At 63.6% G+C, this 16,356-nt stretch carries 15 protein-coding genes and 1 riboswitch; of the genes, 7 read left to right on the top strand and 8 right to left on the bottom strand.

Annotated features, from left to right (window positions below; genetic code table 11):
• The 5 genes from HP499_RS10295 to HP499_RS10315 all read right to left on the bottom strand — a co-directional run.
• Nucleotides 1–280: serine dehydratase beta chain (locus HP499_RS10295; RefSeq protein ID WP_305849736.1), on the bottom strand; the 280-nt coding region annotated here is incomplete at its 3' end.
• A gap of 299 nt (nucleotides 281–579) precedes the next feature.
• On the bottom strand, nucleotides 580–966 hold the full coding sequence (gcvH, locus tag HP499_RS10300; protein WP_026542540.1) for a glycine cleavage system protein GcvH: 387 nt from the start codon (nucleotides 964–966) through the stop codon (nucleotides 580–582).
• A 35-nt stretch (nucleotides 967–1,001) separates the two neighbouring features.
• Entirely contained in the window at nucleotides 1,002–2,135 is a 1,134-nt protein-coding gene (gene gcvT, locus HP499_RS10305; RefSeq protein WP_172323985.1) for a glycine cleavage system aminomethyltransferase GcvT, read from the bottom strand.
• Nucleotides 2,136–2,148: 13 nt separating this feature from the next.
• Nucleotides 2,149–4,995 carry an aminomethyl-transferring glycine dehydrogenase gene (gene gcvP / locus HP499_RS10310; RefSeq protein ID WP_172323986.1) on the bottom strand — a complete coding sequence of 949 codons (2,847 nt, stop codon included), beginning with the start codon at nucleotides 4,993–4,995 and terminating at the stop codon, nucleotides 2,149–2,151.
• Nucleotides 4,996–5,174: 179 nt separating this feature from the next.
• Nucleotides 5,175–5,272, bottom strand: a riboswitch (glycine riboswitch).
• A gap of 93 nt (nucleotides 5,273–5,365) precedes the next feature.
• On the bottom strand, nucleotides 5,366–5,905 hold the full coding sequence (locus HP499_RS10315; protein ID WP_172323987.1) for a TetR/AcrR family transcriptional regulator: 540 nt from the start codon (nucleotides 5,903–5,905) through the stop codon (nucleotides 5,366–5,368).
• 73 nt (nucleotides 5,906–5,978) lie between these two features.
• Here HP499_RS10315 and HP499_RS10320 point away from each other — a divergent pair, with 73 nt between their 5' ends.
• On the top strand, nucleotides 5,979–7,532 hold the full coding sequence (locus HP499_RS10320) for an MFS transporter (protein ID WP_172323988.1): 1,554 nt from the start codon (nucleotides 5,979–5,981) through the stop codon (nucleotides 7,530–7,532).
• 64 nt (nucleotides 7,533–7,596) lie between these two features.
• Here HP499_RS10320 and HP499_RS10325 read toward each other — a convergent pair whose 3' ends face one another.
• Nucleotides 7,597–8,256 (bottom strand): cyclodeaminase/cyclohydrolase family protein, encoded by a 660-nt coding sequence (locus tag HP499_RS10325; protein WP_172323989.1) that lies wholly within the window; start codon nucleotides 8,254–8,256, stop codon nucleotides 7,597–7,599.
• 90 nt (nucleotides 8,257–8,346) lie between these two features.
• Here HP499_RS10325 and HP499_RS10330 point away from each other — a divergent pair, with 90 nt between their 5' ends.
• Nucleotides 8,347–9,570 carry an amidohydrolase gene (locus tag HP499_RS10330; protein WP_172323990.1) on the top strand — a complete coding sequence of 408 codons (1,224 nt, stop codon included), beginning with the start codon at nucleotides 8,347–8,349 and terminating at the stop codon, nucleotides 9,568–9,570.
• A gap of 83 nt (nucleotides 9,571–9,653) precedes the next feature.
• Here HP499_RS10330 and HP499_RS10335 read toward each other — a convergent pair whose 3' ends face one another.
• Nucleotides 9,654–10,655 (bottom strand): NAD(P)/FAD-dependent oxidoreductase, encoded by a 1,002-nt coding sequence (locus HP499_RS10335; protein ID WP_172323991.1) that lies wholly within the window; start codon nucleotides 10,653–10,655, stop codon nucleotides 9,654–9,656.
• Nucleotides 10,656–10,763: 108 nt separating this feature from the next.
• Here HP499_RS10335 and HP499_RS10340 point away from each other — a divergent pair, with 108 nt between their 5' ends.
• The gene (locus HP499_RS10340; protein ID WP_172323992.1) at nucleotides 10,764–11,345 is read left to right on the top strand and encodes a helix-turn-helix domain-containing protein; all 582 of its coding nucleotides are present in this window, start codon (nucleotides 10,764–10,766) and stop codon (nucleotides 11,343–11,345) included.
• 18 nt (nucleotides 11,346–11,363) lie between these two features.
• Here the strand turns inward: HP499_RS10340 and HP499_RS10345 are convergent, their stop codons facing one another.
• The gene (locus tag HP499_RS10345; RefSeq protein ID WP_172323993.1) at nucleotides 11,364–11,666 is read right to left on the bottom strand and encodes a helix-turn-helix domain-containing protein; all 303 of its coding nucleotides are present in this window, start codon (nucleotides 11,664–11,666) and stop codon (nucleotides 11,364–11,366) included.
• 68 nt (nucleotides 11,667–11,734) lie between these two features.
• Between HP499_RS10345 and map the strand changes: the two genes are divergently transcribed.
• The 4 genes from map (at nucleotide 11,735) to HP499_RS10365 (ending at nucleotide 16,264) form a co-directional block, all read left to right on the top strand.
• On the top strand, nucleotides 11,735–12,514 hold the full coding sequence (gene map / locus HP499_RS10350; protein ID WP_172323994.1) for a type I methionyl aminopeptidase: 780 nt from the start codon (nucleotides 11,735–11,737) through the stop codon (nucleotides 12,512–12,514).
• A 160-nt stretch (nucleotides 12,515–12,674) separates the two neighbouring features.
• Nucleotides 12,675–13,691, top strand: a complete 1,017-nt coding sequence (locus HP499_RS10355; RefSeq protein ID WP_172323995.1) for a nitrilase-related carbon-nitrogen hydrolase — start codon at nucleotides 12,675–12,677, stop codon at nucleotides 13,689–13,691.
• On the top strand, nucleotides 13,688–14,713 hold the full coding sequence (locus HP499_RS10360) for an agmatine/peptidylarginine deiminase (protein ID WP_172323996.1): 1,026 nt from the start codon (nucleotides 13,688–13,690) through the stop codon (nucleotides 14,711–14,713). The genes HP499_RS10355 and HP499_RS10360 overlap by 4 nt, the downstream gene beginning before the upstream one ends.
• 12 nt (nucleotides 14,714–14,725) lie before the next feature.
• A complete protein-coding gene (locus HP499_RS10365; protein ID WP_172323997.1) occupies nucleotides 14,726–16,264 on the top strand; it encodes an APC family permease in 1,539 nt (512 codons plus the stop codon).
• Nucleotides 16,265–16,356: the final 92 nt, after the last annotated feature.

The following is a 16,356-nucleotide window of genomic DNA, read 5'->3' on the forward strand; positions in this document are numbered from 1 at the left end:
TCTCCGCAATAGCAGCCAACCGCGCCTCCACCTCCTCAGGCAGGATCAGCTCAGGGTGATAACCCTCCAAGCCCAACAAAGTCGCCGTCATGGTCCCGTGGCCACGACCCGTCGCAGCCAACGACCCATACAAATCCACCCGCAACGACGCCACCGAACCCAGGACACCAGCGTCCCTCAACTCACCAGCAAACACCGCAGCAGCACGCATCGGCCCCACAGTATGAGAACTCGACGGACCAATACCCACGGAAAACAGATCGAAAACACCAACAGCCATGGTCGGGATCCCTTAATACAGTTTGAAACGGTCCGGCAGATGGTCCTGCCGGATGGCCTCCCCCGCTTGTGGCGGAGATCGACCGAAGCACGACGCCGGATGGCCCCCAAAGGCGGCAACCCGGCGTCGCAATTTTATTCAGTTCTACAAATCCCACGCTACGCCCATGCGTCCGTGGGTGGGCCACATGGCCAACGCTCATCGGACGGCGTTCCCCGATTCGGGGATTCGCTGCCAAACATGCCGTGCGCACGGCACCCCCAGCAGCAAACCCACGAATCGGCCTCGATCGCGGGGAGTTAGGAGAGGTCTCCGCCATTCTTGGAGGCGTATTCCTCGGCGGACAGCAGCGGGCCGTCGGACTCGGCGGCGACCTTGAACAGCCAGCCGGCGCCGTAGGGGTCGTTGTTGATCAGGGCCGGGTCCGAGACAACGGCGTCGTTGATCTCCGTGACCTCACCGGTGACAGGCGAGTACAAGTCAGAGACGGACTTGGTGGACTCAACTTCGCCACAGGTCTCGCCAGCGGTCACCGTGGAGCCAACCTCGGGCAGGTCAACGTACACAATGTCACCCAGAGCGTCGGTGGCAACCTCGGAAATACCGACGGATACCGAGTTCCCTTCGCCGCGGGAAACCCACTCGTGCTCGTCGGAGTACTGAAGTTCGGGCGCTACTTTGGGCATTCTGTTTCCTTTACGTGTGGTGATGAAACCGGGAGTTACTTTTGGCGCTTGTAGAACGGCAGGGCAACGACTTCGAATGGCTCAGACTTACCCCGCAGGTCAATGTCCAGTGCGGTGCCAAGCCCTGAATGCTCGACGTCGACATAGGCCAACGCTACCGGGTAACCGAGCGTAGGGCTCGGCTGACCGGACGTGACTTCGCCAATCACTGCGCCGTCCTTGAGCACCGGGTAGTGACCTCGGCCGGCACGGCGGCCCAGGCCCTTGAGGCCAACGAGCTTGCGCCCTCTGGTGGAGCCTGCACCATCTGCCTTGAGGGCAGCGAGTGCGTCCTTGCCGACGAAGTCACCTTCCTTGGACAGAGCCACCACCGGGCCGAGTCCTGCTGCGAAGGGGTTGCCTTCACGGGAGAGCTCGTTGCCGTAGAGCGGCATGCCGGCCTCCAGGCGCAGGGAGTCGCGGGAAGCCAGGCCGGCGGGAGTGAGTTCGCCGTCTTCGGCAGCGTCGGTAATGGCCTGCCACAGGGCTGCTGCGGATTCGTTGGCGACAAAGATCTCAAAGCCGTCTTCGCCGGTGTACCCGGTGCGGGCCAACAGCAGGTCCTGCGTGCCGCCGTCGAACGTGAACGGGACATCAACCGCGGCGTAGTACTTCAGGTCGCTGACCAGTGCGTGCTGTTCGGCCGGCACCAGGCGGAGGAGGATCGCTTCAGCCAGCGGCCCCTGAACGGCAATCAACGAGGTCCTAGCGGAGGCGTCCTCAACGACGACGTCGAACCCGGCGGCGCGCTCCAAAAGGGCTGCGGCAACAACCGCAGCGTTTCCGGCGTTCGGTACCACGAGGAACTTCTCCTCACCGCGACGGTAGGCGATGAGGTCATCGATGATGCCGCCGTCTTCCTGGCAGATCAGCGAGTACTTGGCTTTACCGATGGCCATGGCGGAGATTTTGCCCACCAGGGCGTAGTCCAGGAAAGCTGCTGCCTCGGGACCGGTGACCCAGACTTCGCCCATGTGGGAGAGGTCGAAAAGGCCCGCGGACTTGCGGACCGCATGGTGCTCAGCCAACTCGGAAGAGTATTTGAGCGGCATCTGCCAGCCACCGAAGTCGGTGAAGGACGCGCCGAGTTTCTTGTGCTCTTCATAAAGAGCTGTGTAGTTCTCGTTCATTTTCCGGAATCCCTTAGTTCTCGAAGTCTTCGATCGGCGGGCAGGAGCAGACCAAGTTGCGGTCGCCAGCGGCGCCGTCGATTCGGCCGACCGGCGGGAAGTACTTGTCCTGCTTGAGGTGGTGGACCGGGAAGGCGGCCTGCTCGCGCGGGTACGCCCGGTCCCAATCGGAACTTACGACGGCGGCAGCCGTGTGGGGCGCGCGGCGAAGCGGGGAATCCTGCACGGAGAAATCGCCGTGGGCAACCTGGTCGATTTCCTTGCGGATGGTGATCATGGCCTCGATGAAGCGGTCGATCTCGGCAAGGTCCTCGGACTCGGTGGGCTCCACCATCAGCGTTCCGGCAACCGGGAACGCCAGGGTGGGGGCGTGGAAGCCGAAGTCGATGAGGCGCTTGGCAACGTCTTCAGCAGTGACGCCGGTCTTGGCCGTCAGCTCGCGGAGGTCCAGGATGCACTCGTGGGCCACCAGTCCGCCTTCGCCGGTGTAGAGGACCGGGAAGTGGTCGTTCAGGCGGGATGCGATGTAGTTCGCAGCCAGCAGCGCCGACTTGGTTGCCTCGGTGAGGCCCTGGCCACCCATGAGCTTCACATAGGCCCAGGAAATCGGCAGGACGCCTGCGGAGCCGAAACGGGATGCGGAGATCGGGACATCGTTGCCTTCGGTCCAGGAAGCTGCATCGCCGGGCATGAACGGTGCAAGGTGCGCCTTGGCGGCAACCGGGCCAACGCCGGGTCCGCCACCGCCGTGGGGGATGCAGAAGGTTTTGTGCAGGTTCAGGTGGGATACGTCCCCGCCGAACTTGCCCGGCTGGGCGAGGCCCACCAGTGCGTTGAGGTTGGCGCCGTCAATGTAGACCTGGCCGCCGGCCTCGTGGATGGCGTCGCAGACTTCGCGGACGTCGGCATCGTACACACCGTGTGTGGACGGGTAGGTGATCATGATGGCCGAGAGCGCATCCCGGTGGGTCTCAATCTTGTTCTTGAGGTCAACGTGATCGATGGTGCCATCGGGCGCGGTGGCCACAACTACGACCTTCATGCCGGCCAGCACTGCCGAGGCTGCGTTGGTGCCGTGGGCGGAAGCGGGAATGAGGCAGACGTTACGCTGCTCGTCGCCACGGGACAGGTGATAGCCGCGGATGGCCAGCAGGCCCGCGAGCTCGCCCTGGGAACCGGCGTTCGGCTGGATGGACACTTGGTCGTAGCCGGTGATCTCGGTCAGCTGGGATTCGAGGTCGGTGATGAGTTCGCGCCATCCCTCGGTCTGGGAATCCGGAGCGAACGGGTGGATGGAGGCGAATTCCGGCCAGGAGATGGCTTCCATCTCTGCGGTGGCGTTGAGCTTCATGGTGCAGGAACCCAGCGGGATCATGGTGCGGTCCAGCGCGAGGTCGCGGTCCGAAAGCTTGCGGATGTAGCGCAGGAGCTGGGTTTCGGAGCGGTGCGTGTTGAAGACCGGGTGCTGCATGAAGTCGCTGGTGCGCTCCACGGAAGCTTCAAGCGAGAGACCTTCAGCGGTTTCGGCAACCGAAGCGCCGAAGACCCCCGCGACGTCAGCGACAACCTCGGAAGTGGTGGTCTCATCAACAGAGATACCAACAGTGTCAGCGTCAACGCCTCGCAGGTTGATGCCCTTGGCCTCGGCAGCAGCGACGATCTCTGCAGCCTTGCCCGGGACGCGGACGGTGATGGTGTCGAAGAAGGAACCGTGAAGGACCTCGACGCCGGCAGCCTTCAGTGACGCTGCGAGGGTGCGGGCGTGGCTGTGGGCGGTCTCGGCAATCGCCTTCAAACCCTCCGGACCGTGGTAAACGGCGTACATGGAGGCCACGATGGCCAGCAGGGCCTGCGCGGTACAGATGTTGGATGTGGCCTTCTCGCGCCGGATGTGCTGCTCGCGGGTCTGCAGCGCCAAGCGGTAGGCGGGGACACCGGCGTCGTCCTTGGAAACGCCCACCAGACGGCCGGGCATGGAACGCTCCAGGCCCTTCTGGACGGCCATGTAGGCCGCGTGCGGGCCGCCGAAGAACAGCGGAACACCCAGGCGCTGCGCGGAACCAACGGCGATGTCCGCGCCCTGCTCGCCCGGAGGGGTGATCAGCGTCAGCGAGAGAAGATCGGCAGCGACAGTGACCAGCGCACCGCGTTCCTTGGCATCGGCAATGACGGCGGAGTGATCGAATACGCGGCCGGACACGCCGGGTTGCTGGAGAACGACGCCGTTGATGGCACCTTCCGGAAGGCCGAGGGAGAGATCCGCGACCTCAACCTCGAAGCCGAGTGCTTCGGCGCGGCCCTTGACGATCGCGATGGTCTGCGGGAGGCAATCGGCGTCGAGGACGGTCTTGCCGTCCTGGGCAGCCTTGTTCTTGTTGGCGCGGCGCATCATCAGGACGGCCTCGGCAACGGCGGTTGCTTCGTCAAGCAGGGAGGCGTTGGCGATCGGCAGGCCGACCAGGTCCTGGACCATGGTCTGGAAGTTCAGCAGCGCTTCGAGGCGGCCCTGCGAGATTTCCGGCTGGTACGGCGTGTAGGCCGTGTACCACGCCGGGGATTCCAGGATATTGCGGCGGATCACCGGCGGCGTCACGGTGTCGTAGTAGCCCTGGCCGATCATCTGGACCGCGGTCTTGTTTTTGGAGGCGAGCTTGCGCAGCTCAGCGAGGACCTCGACTTCGCTCAGCGCGTTCTGCAGGGTGAGGGCAACGTCCTGGCGGATGTCGTTCGGGACGGCGGTGTCGACCAACGAATCGACGGTGTCGTAGTCGACGGACTTGAGCATGGTCTCAATGTCGGCCTGGCGGCGGGCGCCAATATGCCGATCGACGAAGGTGGTGGAGGCAGAACTAACCGTCACGAAGGAACTCCATTACTTGGGCGGCGTTTGGGTACGCCACAGCGGTTGGGTTCCTCCCCGCTCTGTATTGGACCTGAGAGTTTCCGCGCGTTGCGTGAACAACCATCGCTTGCACCGTCGGTGAGCACAGCGCTCATACACCCTGAGGGGGCTGATTGCCTGCTGCTTTCCAGAGTTGCCTTGCCGCGGCGGTGCGTGGGCCTGAGAGATTCCTGGGGAGGGTTTGCTCCTACGGCGCCTGCATCACTTGCTTGCAGGACTCTCCCGCCGCAGATCAAAGGCATGTTCAGTTATGTATGGGCACCGTGCAGGGCACGCCACAAGGGTTAATTGTCCTACGTCACGGGCGCCGCCGCAAATGGACGGCCTGCTACTTCCGCAACCGATCAAGGACACCAAGCAGGATGTCGACGTCGGCCTCCCGCCCGGCATTGCCGCCCTCCTGCCCGCCTTCGAAGATGGCATTGAAATACAGGCCGTCACCCATATAGCTGACGGCTTTGGCGACGTCCGGACCAACGTCCTCCGCCAGCACGTCCAGCCAACGCTGCTGGATGGCGGCAAACCTCCGGCGCGTTTCCTCATGGGCCACCTCGGCCAGTCTGGTGGCAGCAACGAACGCCCGGTCCATGGGCGTATCGGCCCAGAGCGATGACCGGATGAAGTAGGCGGCCGAACCATCGGGCGCCGCCTTCATCAGCGCGGTGTCTTCATCGGCGAGCAAGTCCAGACGCTCCAAAAGCGCTGTTATCAGCGCTTCCTTGTTGGGGAAGTGGTAGAGCAGCCCGCCCTTGGACACCCCTGCACGCTTGGCAACGGCGTCGAGGGTGGCAGCCCGCTCCCCCACCTCTATCAGGAGGGCTTCGAAGGCATCCAGGACGGCGTCCCGGGCAACTGGTTTTCGTGGCATGTGTCCATCATTCCCTAAAGCTTCACTGGGGTTACATTTGAAACTATACCGTCTGGACGGTACAGTAAATGACATGTACTCGCCGTCCTCAACCCAAGCACCCCGTTCCGCTGATCCCGTCAAGGGCCAAGCAGCACCGTGGCGCGACTGGACGGCACTGGCACTGCTGATGTTTCCGGTGCTGCTGGTGGCCGTCGACAACACCGCGCTCACCTTTGCCTTGCCTGCAATCGCCCGCTCTTTGGACGTGGGCGGCGTCCAATTGCTGTGGATCGTTGACGCATACCCGCTGGTTCTTGCCGCGTTGCTGGTGTCCATGGGCAACCTGGGCGACAGGATCGGACGACGGCGGCTGCTGCTGGTCGGCAGCACAGGCTTCGCTGCGGTTTCGGCTGCTACAGCTTTTGCACCCTCCGCTGAATGGCTCATCGCCGGCAGGGCCGGCCTTGGCGTCTTTGGCGCAATGCTGATGCCGTCAACCCTGTCCTTGATCCGGAACATCTTCACCGATCCCAACCGGCGCCGGCTTGCCATCGCCGTCTGGGCTGCCGGGTTCTCGGGCGGCGCAGCCCTTGGTCCGATCTTCGGCGGCTGGCTGGTGGAGCACTTCTGGTGGGGCGCAGTCTTCCTGGTGGCAGCTTTCCTTCTCCTGCCGCTGCTCACCTTCGGCCGGGTCCTGATTCCCGAATCCAAGGACGCCAACCCCGGACGCGTGGATGTGCCCAGCATCGTCCTGTCCGTGGTCACCATGGCGCCGTTCGTCTACGGCATCAAGGAATTCGCGGTCCATGGCTTCGGGGCATCCGCGGCCGCATTCATGGGCTTCGGCCTGGTGATGGGCATTCTGTTTGTGCGTCGCCAGCAGCGGATCCAGAACCCCATGCTGGACGTCGCCCTGTTCAAGAACAAGGTGTTCAGCACGGCAATCGTGGCGAACGTGTTGTCACTGTTCTCCATGACGGGCTTCATCTACTTCTTCGCCCAGCACTTGCAGCTTGTTGAGGGTCAGTCACCCATGGAAGCAGGAATCGCCATGATTCCTGCCCTCCTGGCAACTGTCATCGCCGGCCTGCTGGTGGTGCCGCTGGTCCGGCGCGTCCGCCCCGGATACGTGGTGGCCGCGGGCTTGACGCTCAGCGCCGTGGGCTACTTGATTGTGGTTGTTGGCGATCACGGTAGCGGACCCGTGTTCCTGTTGTCGGCGCTGACTGTCCTGGCAGTTGGCGTGGGTGCCGCGGAGACCATCTCCAACGATCTCATCCTGGCTTCCGTGCCGGTTGACAAGTCCGGAGCCGCCTCGGCCATCTCCGAGACCGGCTACGAACTGGGATCGCTCCTGGGAACGGCTGTACTTGGTTCCATCCTCACTGCTTCCTACCAGCACAACCTCGTGATTCCAGACGGCGTTTCCTCGCAGGCAGCCGGAAAGTCCGCGGAAACACTCGCCGGCGCTGTTGACGCAGCGTCCGCCCTTCCGTCGCCATTGTCGGAGGCGCTGACGGTCGCCGCCCGGACGGCTTTCGAGTCCGGCGTCCACATCACTGCGGCGATTGGGCTGGTATTGATGGCCGGAGCTGCGGTGCTCGCCGCCGTCGTGCTTCGCCGTGTGCCGAAGGCGCAAAAGTAGGCACAGCGCCGTTACGGGGCCCGCTCTGCGCGAGTCTCCGGGAATTTGGCACGCATATCGGGCCTCACACGGCTTCGGTCGGCGCCGCTTTCTTGTCGACGCCGGCGGCCAGTTCATCGATCCTGTCCAGGGCATCGGTGAGCCGGGTGACCGTGGTCCAGAGTTCCGGATGCCGGTCCCTGACTTCCTCGAGGGTGGTGCCGGCCGAGGTCAGGGAACCGAGGTCGAAGCTCACGTTGGTTCGGGCTCCTGCAATAGCTGCCCGGAGGGCTCCGAAACCCACCACGACGTCGGCGATCAGGGCAGGGTTGCCGTGGGAAGCGAGCCATGCGAGGTCTTCGATGGCATGGATGGCCCGCTCCCCCAAGACCGCTGACGCTTTGGCGGCATCAACGGAGGCCTGGTGGATTGCGGCGTCGCGCTCCGGCCCGGGATCGAGGCGGAAGGCGGCACCGAAAGCGTTGGAGGCCGTAGCGTCGTCGTCGGCTAAGTGAAGGGCAGCTTGGCGGAGTTCGCGGGCACGGGCGTGGATGCCGGCGAGGTGTTGGTGCTCGGAGTCTTCCACCTCGGTGTAGCCGGCCACCATGGAGGTCAAGGAAGCCGCAATGGAGAGCATGACCCCGGTCCCCGCGCCCCCACCAGGTGAGCCAGTGGATTCCGCCAGGGCCTTGGTCCACTCCTCAACGGTGGATTGCTGGGTGGTGACTGATTCAGAATCGTTCATGCCATCCAGTGTGCCGGGGCTTTTCAGCCTTCGCAGCTTTGGGCTGGATACACTGGCCAAACCTAGGCGTCGAATGAAAAGGGCAGACTCATGACCATTGATCTCGAAAAGCTATACAAGGACCTGCATGCCCACCCCGAGCTGTCCTTCCAAGAGACCAGGACCGCAGGTATCGCCGCGGGACATCTGGAAGAACTCGGCTTCGCCGTTCACCGCAGCATCGGAAAAACCGGCGTCGTGGGTGTTCTGGAAAACGGGCCCGGACCCGTAGTGATGCTCAGGGCAGACATGGACGCATTGCCCGTCAAGGAAACAACAGGCCTGGACTACGCAAGCACGGCCATGGGTGTTGACCACCAGGGTAAGGACATGCCGGTCATGCACGCTTGCGGCCATGACGTACACGTCACTTGCCTCGTGGGTGCGGTGGAGGCTCTGGTCGCTCAACGTGATCAGTGGCAAGGCACCCTGATCGCCCTCTTCCAGCCAGCCGAGGAATGGGGTGGCGGGGCAGAAACCATGGTGGCCGATGGCCTGTATGACGCTGTGCCCAAACCCGACGTCGTCCTGGGCCAGCATGTGGCCCCCTTCCCCGCCGGCTGGTTCGGAATCCGGCCCGGCGTCACCATGGCATCCGCCGATTCCCTCAACGTCACCCTCCATGGCCGCGGTGGTCACGGTTCACGCCCTGAGACCACTATCGACCCGGTACTGATGGCAGCGGCAACCACCGTCCGGCTGCAGGGCATTGTTGCCCGTGAGCTGGCAGCGAGTGATTCCGCGGTAGTGACCGTGGGGCAGATCCACTCGGGGACCAAGAACAACATCATTCCCGAAACAGCAACTTTGGGCCTCAGCGTCCGCACCTTCAGCAATGACACCAGGGATAAGATCCTCGGTTCCATCGAGCGCATTGCCGCGGCAGAATCCACAGCGTCCGGGGCACCCAAAGACCCGGAGATTCAGTTTGAAGAGCACTTTCCGCTGACCGTCAACGATCAGGCTGCCACCGATAGGGTGTCCGCGGCGTTCAAGGCAAAGTTCGGCGAAACACAGATCATTGACCCCGGTCCTGTCTCCGGAAGCGAAGACGTGGGCGCCTTGGCCAAGGCCGCCGGCGCTCCCCTGGTTTTCTGGTTCCTGGGCGGCGCCGAGCCTGCCCTGTTCAAGGAATTCGCCACAACGGGCCGCCTACCTGAAGATATTCCGTCGAATCACTCACCGTATTTTGCTCCGGTCATTGAGCCGACGTTGTCGCGCGGGACCGAAGCCCTGGTGACGGCCGCCCGGGAATTCCTGGCTACCCAGTCCTAGGGATTCATCCGGCCCGGCAAGGGTGAAGGCGCCGCGAGCGCAGCGCCTTCACCCTTGCTTCCTTCACCGAGCCGGTGCAGTGACTAGTGGGACAATGCCGCCTGACGCGCCTCCCGGACAGCCAGGGTGGTCTCCTCCATCATCAGATCAGCATTAATGGCGGCGCCTGCCATGACCCCTGCAGCTGCGGAGGCCATCACCTGGCCAGTGAGATCGGTGACGTTACCGGCCGCCCAGACGCCAGGCACCGATGTTGCCCCGCCCATCGGACCGGCTTCAACATGGGTCCCGACGCCCATCGGGTGCTCCACCACGGGGACTCCGAGGGACTCCAGCACGCCGGATCTGGCCTCCAGCCGGGGGCCCGTCACAACCGCTTGCATCGGAATCACCGTTCCCGAATCCAGGACAACGCCGCTCAATGCATCGTCAGTGACTTCCAGCGCCCGGACTTTACCGTCCACCACGGTGATGGAGCGGGCAGCCAATTGCTCCCATTGTTCCTCTGTAGGCTCCACCACGTCATTGAGGAACAAAGTGATGTTGGGGCTCCACTGGCGGAACAGCAACGCCTGGTGCAATGCCATGGGCACCGAACCCAGGATTCCGATCGCTTTGTTCCGCACTTCCCAGCCGTGGCAGTAGGGACAGTGGAGAACGTCGCGTCCCCACCGCTCCCTGATCCCGTCGATCTCGGGCAGGATGTCGATCAGTCCCGTGGTGACCAGCACCCTTCGCGCTTTGATGATGCGACCATCAGCCAGGTCCACCTCAAAGGCAGGCTCCGCTCCTTCGGTGGCTGCCGCCGTCGAGCGCGCCCCAACAGCAGTGCCTGCCACCACTGCGGCTCCGTACTGGATCGCCTCTGCCCGGCCCAGTTCCAGCAACTCCCGGGGATTGATGCCGTCACGGGAGAGGAATCCGTGCACCCCGGCTGCGGGTGCGTTCCGCGGCTCACCGGCGTCGATAACGACGACGGACCGCAAGGCCCTGCCCAGCGTCACGGCTGCACTTAACCCAGCTGCGCCACCTCCGATCACGACTGCGTCGTATTCCGCTGCCAGGGGATTGCTCGTTGTATCCATACCCAAATGCCTCCGTGCGTCTCCTGCGGCCATGCGCCGCTCCTTCCATGGTTGGACAGGACAGTCGAGAACAGCAAGGAAGTTTGCCAGTATGGCAAAATGAGGGGCATGACAACGGATTTCAGCAGCATGCTCGACGCCGTCGGCCCCCGCCTGCGTGCCATGCGGACCCAACGCAACGTGACCTTGGCCGAAGCCTCGGAAGGTACGGGCATTTCCGTCAGCACACTCTCCAGGCTGGAATCGGGACAACGCAAGCCCACCCTGGAGCTGCTCCTCCCCATCGCGAGGTTGCATCAAGTTCCGCTCGAAGAACTCATCGACGCCCCGGAAACCGGCGACCCCCGGATTCACCTCAAGCCGCACGTTCACGAGTGGGGAACCGCACTTCCCCTGACCCGGCGCCCGGGCGGTATCCAGGCCTTCAAAATGGTGCTGAAAAGCGGAACAGGAAAAGAGATACCGCAGCCCCAATCACATGAGGGCTATGACTGGATGTACATCCTCAACGGCAAGCTTCGGCTGGTACTGGGTGAGAACGACTTTGTCCTGAAACCCGGCGAGGTCGCGGAATTTGATACGCGAACACCGCACTGGTTTGCCAGCGCCACCTCGGAGCCCGTGGAACTCCTCACCCTGTTCGGCCAGCAAGGTGAACGCCTTCATGTACGGGCACGACCCAAGCGCTAGGAAGGGCAAGCGCAAAGGCTAGGAAGCAAGCCATTCCCGGGCGCTGCTGCGGGAGGCGGCCGGGTCGGCGCCCAGCTCCGGGCGGTTGATCTCAGCCCACACCTCATCAAGGGAGAGTCCGAGGACATCGGCGATCGCAGCAACCGTAGGGAAAGCCGGCGTCGCCACCCTGCCGGACTCGATCTTACGCAGGGTCTCTGGCGAGACCCGGGCATCCAGGGCCGTCTCCAACATTGAACGTTCACCCCGGGCGCGACGCAAAAGAGCACCGAGGCGTTGTCCACGCTCGGCCTCTGCGGGTGTAAGCGGCAACCTGACCATGGCTCCAATTGTAATACCGGGATAATATGGCCGGGATAGTTATTGGTCGCCACACGAAAGGCCCCCGCATGATTGAGATCCTGAGCCGTCCGGAAGTAAGCCGCGCCAAGGAGACCGGTGCCTTGGTCGCTAACATTCTGCATACGCTGAAGGGCCGGGCAACCGTGGGCACAAATCTGCTGGACATAGACCGCTGGGCCAAGTCGATGATCCTTGAGGCTGGAGCGGTGTCCTGCTATGTCGACTACGCGCCCTCCTTCGGCCGCGGGCCGTTCGGGCACTACATCTGCACGGGGGTAAACGACGCTGTCCTGCACGGCCTGCCCAGGGACTACGCCTTGGCCGACGGAGATCTGCTGACCCTGGACCTGGCTGTCTCCAAGAACGGAATCGCCGCGGACTCGGCCATCAGCTTTATTGTGGGCGAGTCCAAACCTGCGGAGAGTGTGGCAATGATTGAAGCAACCGAACGGGCGCTGCAAGCAGGCATAGAAGCCGCCCGGCCCGGAGCACGCATCGGGGACCTCTCCTATGCCATCGGCTCGGTCCTCAGTGAGGCCGGCTACCCCGTCAATACCGAGTTTGGCGGCCACGGCATCGGCTCCACCATGCACCAGGAGCCGCACGTGCCGAACATGGGACGGCCCGGCCGCGGGTACAAGCTTCGCCCCGGATTGCTGCTCGCCCTTGAGCCGTGGGTCATGGCTGATACCGCCCGGCTTGTCACCGACCCCGATGGCTGGACCCTGCGCAGCGCGACCGGCTGCCGCACCGCCCATAGCGAGCACACCATTGCCATCACCGACGACGCAGCTGAAATCCTCACCCTGCCGACGCTGGCCCCCTAACCCGCGAGCCCGCCCGCCGAGCCCGGACCGCCCCGCCGAGCCACCCCCAGTCATAAATGAAAGGCATTCACTTAACCCCTTGCGCTCAGGAGTGACTCGCGCCATACTAAATGAACGCTATTCATTTAGTGACTGTCGTCTCACCGGAGTACATGCCACCATGATTGAAATTACCTGCCTCGAAGCCCCCACTTCCCTGGCCCGCACCGAGCCCTCCACGCGCACCCCCTTGCGCGTGGGCGTCGTCCAGCACCGCTGGCACGCCGATGAAGGCGCTCTCCGCGCCGAACTCACGGAGGGCATCGAGCGCGCTGCCAAGCTGGGAGCCACCGTTGTTTTCCTGCCTGAGCTGACCCTCTCCCGCTACCCGGCGGACACCCGCCCGGAGAACAACCCGGCTGCAGGCATCCGCCCCTCGGATATCACCGAGGACCTCCTCACCGGCCCCACTTTCACGTTTGCTGCCGAAGCCGCCCGGAAGTACGGCGTCTCCGTGCACGCATCGCTGTACCAGCGGGCCGAAAACCCGGACGGCAGCGATGATGGCCTGGGCCTGAACACCGCCATCCTGGTGAACCCCGCGGGCGAACTCGTGGCCCGCACCCACAAGCTTCACATCCCGGTGACCGCCGGATACTACGAGGACAAGTTCTTCCGCAAGGGTCCGGAAGCAGAGGACGCCTATGCCGTCCATGCTCCTGCCGAGTTGGGCGGCGCCCGCTTGGGCATGCCCACCTGCTGGGACGAATGGTTCCCGGAACTCGCCCGCCTGTATTCCTTGGGCGGCGCCGAAATCCTGGTCTACCCCACGGCCATTGGCTCAGAGCCGGACCACCCCGACTTCGACACCCAGCCGCTCTGGCAGCAGGTGATCGTGGGCAACGGCATCGCCAACGGCCTGTTCATGATCGCCCCCAACCGTTACGGCAACGAGGGCACCCTGAACTTCTACGGTTCATCGTTCATCTCCGATCCCTACGGCCGCATCCTGGCCCAGGCACCCCGCGACGAGTCCGCCGTCCTCGTCGCAGACCTGGATCTTGACCAGCGGAAGGACTGGCTCACGCTGTTCCCGTTCCTCGCTACCCGCCGCCCGGAAACCTACGCCCGCCTGACCGAACCGGTGGACCCGAACGCCCCGCTGGGTGCAGCACAGGCACAGGCAGTGTCCGCATGAGCGCCTGGCGCATGCCGGCCGAAACGGCTCCGCAAGACCGCGTATGGATGGCTTTCCCCACCGGCGGCTACACCTTGGGTGACAGCGAAGAAGAAGCCCATGCGGCGCGCTCCACTTGGGCCGCCGTCGCCAACGCCATCCTTGAGTTCGAGCCGGTCACCATGGTGGTAGCGCCCGACGACGTCGAAACGGCCTCGCGCTACCTGGACCCTCGCGTTGAGGTACTCACCGCCGAGCTCAACGATGCCTGGATGCGGGACATCGGGCCGTCATTCGTGCTGGATTCGACCAAGAAGCTCGGAGCCGTGGACTGGATCTTCAACGGCTGGGGTGGCCAGGACTGGGCTGCGTGGGACAAAGACTCCCTGATAGCGGCAAACGTGACCGAACGTGCCGGCGCCACCCACCTCCCCTCCGGCATTGTGAACGAAGGCGGCGGAATCCAGGTTGATGGCGAAGGAACGGTGCTGGTCACCGAGACCGTGCAGCTGGATCAGGGCCGGAACCCCGGACTGACCAAAGCCGACATCGAAGAAGAGCTGGCGCGCACCATCGGCGCCACCCACGTAGTGTGGCTGCCCCGTGGCCTCACCCGCGATTCCGAGAAGTTCGGCACCCGTGGACATGTGGACATCGTGGCAGCCATCTCCAGCCCCGGCACCCTGCTGGTCCACTCCCAGCAGAACCCCGAACACCCGGATTACAAGGTCTCCCGCGAGATCATCGACTTCCTGCGCACCACCCATGACGCAGCCGGCCGGGAATGGAACATCATCGAAGTTCCCGCCCCGGAAGCCCTGACCGATGACGAGGGGTTTGTGGACTACAGCTACATCAACCACCTCGTGGTCAACGGCGGAGTCATTGCCTGCAGCTTTAACGACCCCTCGGACGAGAAAGCACTCCGCATTCTCGCCGATGCCTACCCCGGCCGCCGCGTGGTCAGTGTTGACGCACGCGAACTTTTTGCACGGGGCGGCGGCATCCACTGCATCACGCAGCAACAGCCTTCGGCCATCTAGAAAGGGCCTCCTATGAGCCAGACAATCCGCCGCAGCGGCAATAATGCCGCAACATCGCACGACATCAGCGGCAAGGGACTGAAGACGGGGCAGTTGGGGCTCCTCGCCGTCGTCGTTCTTGGCATTTCAACCATCGCACCGGCGTATACCTTGACGGGTGCGCTGGGCCCCACGATCAACGAAGTCGGGCTGCAACTGCCCGTGATCTTCCTGATCGGCTTCATCCCGATGATCCTGGTGTCGCTTGCGTACCGGGAACTGAACGCCGATTCCCCGGACAGCGGCACCACGTTCACCTGGGTCACCAAGGCGTTCGGCCCCTGGGTGGGCTGGATGGGCGGCTGGGGCTTGCTCGCGGCCAACATCATTGTCCTGTCCAACCTGGCGGGCGTGGCCGTGGACTTCTTCTACCTGTTCCTGGCCCAGGCCACGGGGTCACCTGAGTTGGCCGACCTCGCCTCCAACAAGCTCCTGAACGTGGCCACCTGCTTTGTGTTCGTGGCGTTGGCGGTATGGATCAGCTATCGCGGCCTGCACACCACCAAGATTGTCCAGTACGGCCTGGTGGGCTTCCAACTGCTGGTACTCGGCATTTTTGTGGCCATGGCCTTCGCTAATTGGTCCACGTCCGAGACCGCTGTTCCGTTCAGCTGGGACTGGTTCGACGTCACCAAGATTGAAACCTTCGGCCAGATCGCTGCCGGTATCTCGTTGTCGATCTTTGTCTACTGGGGCTGGGATGTCTGCCTCACCGTGAACGAGGAAACTGCCAACGGCAAGAAAACCGCAGGACTCGCCGGCACACTCACCGCCGTCATCGTGCTGGGCATCTACCTGCTGGTCACCATCGCCACCATGATGTTTGCCGGCGTGGGCGACACAGGCATCGGCCTGAACAACGAGGAAAACCACGCCAACGTCTTTACCGCGCTCGCGTCGCCTGTGATGGGTCCGTTTGCGATCCTCATGTCCCTCGCCGTGCTGTCCAGTTCGGCGGCCTCCCTGCAGTCCACCTTCACCTCGCCCTCGCGCAGCCTGCTGGCCATGGCCCACTACGGTGCCCTGCCTGAGCGCTTCAGCCACATGAGCAAGAAGTTTTCGACGCCGGGCTTCGCCACCGTTGCGGCCGGCGTCCTGTCCGCAGGCTTCTACGCGGTGATGCACGTGATCAGCGAGAACGTCCTGAATGACACCATCCTGGCCCTGGGCCTGATGATCTGCTTCTACTACGGGCTCACGGCCATCGCCTGCGTCTGGTACTTCCGCAACAGCGTGTTTGCAAGTGCCCGGAACTTCTTCCTGCGGCTCGTTTGCCCGCTGGTGGGTGGCGTAGGACTGTTCGTGGTGTTCGTTCAGACCGCCGTGGACAGCTGGGCTCCGGAGTTCGGCAGTGGATCCGAGATCTTCGGTGTGGGACTGGTGTTCGTCCTTGGCATCGGAATCCTGGCTCTGGGTGCCGTGGTCATGCTGGTCATGTCCCGCATCCGGCCCGGGTTCTTCCGCGGCGAGACCATCCGGAGGGATACCCCGGCTCTGGTGGTACCGGAGTAGCTGCCTCCCGAAAACGCTGGAAAGCTGCCAGTTCGCCGGAATTTTCCGGGCGAACTGGCAGCTTTCGTAGGTTCTGGCGCGCGCCTACCAGC

Origin of the sequence: Paenarthrobacter sp. CM16 (assembly GCF_013179505.1) — a bacterium.
Lineage (GTDB): Bacteria > Actinomycetota > Actinomycetes > Actinomycetales > Micrococcaceae > Arthrobacter.

Excerpts from the sequence above, each read along its gene's own strand:
- gcvH (WP_026542540.1), bottom strand. The coding sequence starts at position 966 with ATGCCCAAAGTAGCGCCCGAACTTCAGTACTCCGACGAGCACGAGTGG.
- gcvT (WP_172323985.1), bottom strand. The coding sequence starts at position 2,135 with ATGAACGAGAACTACACAGCTCTTTATGAAGAGCACAAGAAACTCGGC.
- HP499_RS10315 (WP_172323987.1), bottom strand. The coding sequence starts at position 5,905 with ATGCCACGAAAACCAGTTGCCCGGGACGCCGTCCTGGATGCCTTCGAA.
- HP499_RS10320 (WP_172323988.1), top strand. The coding sequence starts at position 5,979 with ATGTACTCGCCGTCCTCAACCCAAGCACCCCGTTCCGCTGATCCCGTC.
- HP499_RS10325 (WP_172323989.1), bottom strand. The coding sequence starts at position 8,256 with ATGAACGATTCTGAATCAGTCACCACCCAGCAATCCACCGTTGAGGAG.
- HP499_RS10330 (WP_172323990.1), top strand. The coding sequence starts at position 8,347 with ATGACCATTGATCTCGAAAAGCTATACAAGGACCTGCATGCCCACCCC.
- HP499_RS10335 (WP_172323991.1), bottom strand. The coding sequence starts at position 10,655 with ATGGATACAACGAGCAATCCCCTGGCAGCGGAATACGACGCAGTCGTG.
- HP499_RS10340 (WP_172323992.1), top strand. The coding sequence starts at position 10,764 with ATGACAACGGATTTCAGCAGCATGCTCGACGCCGTCGGCCCCCGCCTG.
- HP499_RS10345 (WP_172323993.1), bottom strand. The coding sequence starts at position 11,666 with ATGGTCAGGTTGCCGCTTACACCCGCAGAGGCCGAGCGTGGACAACGC.
- map (WP_172323994.1), top strand. The coding sequence starts at position 11,735 with ATGATTGAGATCCTGAGCCGTCCGGAAGTAAGCCGCGCCAAGGAGACC.
- HP499_RS10355 (WP_172323995.1), top strand. The coding sequence starts at position 12,675 with ATGATTGAAATTACCTGCCTCGAAGCCCCCACTTCCCTGGCCCGCACC.
- HP499_RS10360 (WP_172323996.1), top strand. The coding sequence starts at position 13,688 with ATGAGCGCCTGGCGCATGCCGGCCGAAACGGCTCCGCAAGACCGCGTA.
- HP499_RS10365 (WP_172323997.1), top strand. The coding sequence starts at position 14,726 with ATGAGCCAGACAATCCGCCGCAGCGGCAATAATGCCGCAACATCGCAC.